The sequence below is a fragment of the Hyphomonas polymorpha PS728 genome (assembly GCF_000685315.1).
GTDB classification, from domain to species: Bacteria; Pseudomonadota; Alphaproteobacteria; order Caulobacterales; family Hyphomonadaceae; genus Hyphomonas; species Hyphomonas polymorpha.
Window position 1 is genome coordinate 1 of sequence record NZ_ARYM01000056.1, and the last position, 1431, is coordinate 1431.

Consider the following 1431-nt stretch of genomic DNA (forward strand, 5'->3'; position numbering starts at 1 on the left):
TGTCCGTCGTCATGTATTTTGAGACAGAAGGCTGCCTGACTTAAGGAGGGTCTGGCGCATCTGGGTTTGAGTTAAGCAGCGGATTGGGCGTGCTGCAAGCGCCTGAGTTTCATCGTCCTCCTTTTGATTTTCTCACGTTCGAGCAGGATCGTTTGCCCGCGGCCGGTGTAGACATCGGCGGGGGTCAGGTTTTTCAGGCTCTCGTGATAGCGCTGATGGTTGTAGTGGCCAACGAACGCGTCGATCTGCGCTTCAAGGTCTCCGGGCAGGAAGTAGTTTTCCAGCAGGATGCGGTTCTTCAAGGTTTGATGCCAGCGTTCGATCTTTCCCTGCGTCTGAGGGTGATATGGCGCGCCGCGCGTGTGCTTCATGCCCTTGTCGGCAAGGTAGTCTGCCAGATCACCAGATATGTAGGATGGTCCGTTGTCGGATAATAGGCGCGGGCGGTGAACGACGTTGGCGGTACCGAGCCCAGAAGCTTGGAGCGCCAGGTTGAGCGTGTCCTGCACATCACTCGTCGCCATGCCGGCACAAAGCTTCCAGGCGATGATGTACCGCGAAAAGTCATCGAGCACCGTGGAAAGGTAGAACCAGCCCCAGCCGATGACCTTCAGATAGGTGAAGTCCGTCTGCCAGAGCTGGTTGGGCGCCGTGGTCTTGTCGCGGAACTCACTGGCAGCTTTCATCACGATGAAGGCCGGGCTAGTGATCAGGTCATGTGCCTTCAGAAGCCTGTAAACACTGGCTTCCGAGACGAAGTAACGCTTCTCGTCCGTGAACGTCACCGCCAACTCCCGGGGCGAGAGTTCCGGCTGGTCGAGGGCCATTTCCAGAACCTGATCGCGCACGGCTTTTGGGATGCGGTTCCAGACGCGGCCGGACCCGCCGCGCCGGTCTTCCAGTCCCGCATCGCCAAACCGTCGATACAGATCGTACCAGCGATAGAAGGTCGGCCGCGACACGCCGATCTGGTCGAGCGTCTTCTTCACCGGCTGGTGCGAGTTCTCGACCAGCCGGATGATTTCAAGCTTTTCGGATGCACGGTACCTCATTCTTGGGCATCCCCATCCCCGATCACGCTTTTTTTGAGTATGCGGTTTTCCAGCGTCAGGTCCGCCACAACCTCCTTCAGGTCGCGCATCTCACGCTTCAGGCCCGTCACTTCGCCAGATGTCGCCTGCCGCTCAGTGTCACCCGACAGCCGCTTCTTGCCGGCTTCGAGAAACTCCTTCGACCAGGTGTAATACAGCCCCTGCGCAATCCCCTCACGCCGGCAAAGCTCGGCAATCGAGTACTCGCCGCGTAGGCCTTCAAGGACAATCCGGATCTTCTCCTCGGCTGAAAACTTCCGCCGGGTCTGACGCTTGATCGCTTGCACATGCTTCTCGGCCGAACTCTCCTGCGGCCCGGATTTCTGTCTCATCTTCACTC

1 protein-coding gene is annotated in these 1431 nt (G+C 58.6%); it reads right to left on the reverse strand.

What is annotated here, in order from left to right; translation table 11 throughout:
- Positions 1-71 precede the first annotated feature (71 nt).
- Positions 72-1423 (reverse strand): IS3 family transposase gene (locus HPO_RS19335; protein ID WP_157532938.1). Its coding sequence is split into 2 segments (ribosomal slippage): positions 72-1087 and positions 1087-1423, totalling 1353 coding nucleotides; the frame shifts between segments, so codons are not numbered across the junction.
- Positions 1424-1431: the final 8 nt, after the last annotated feature.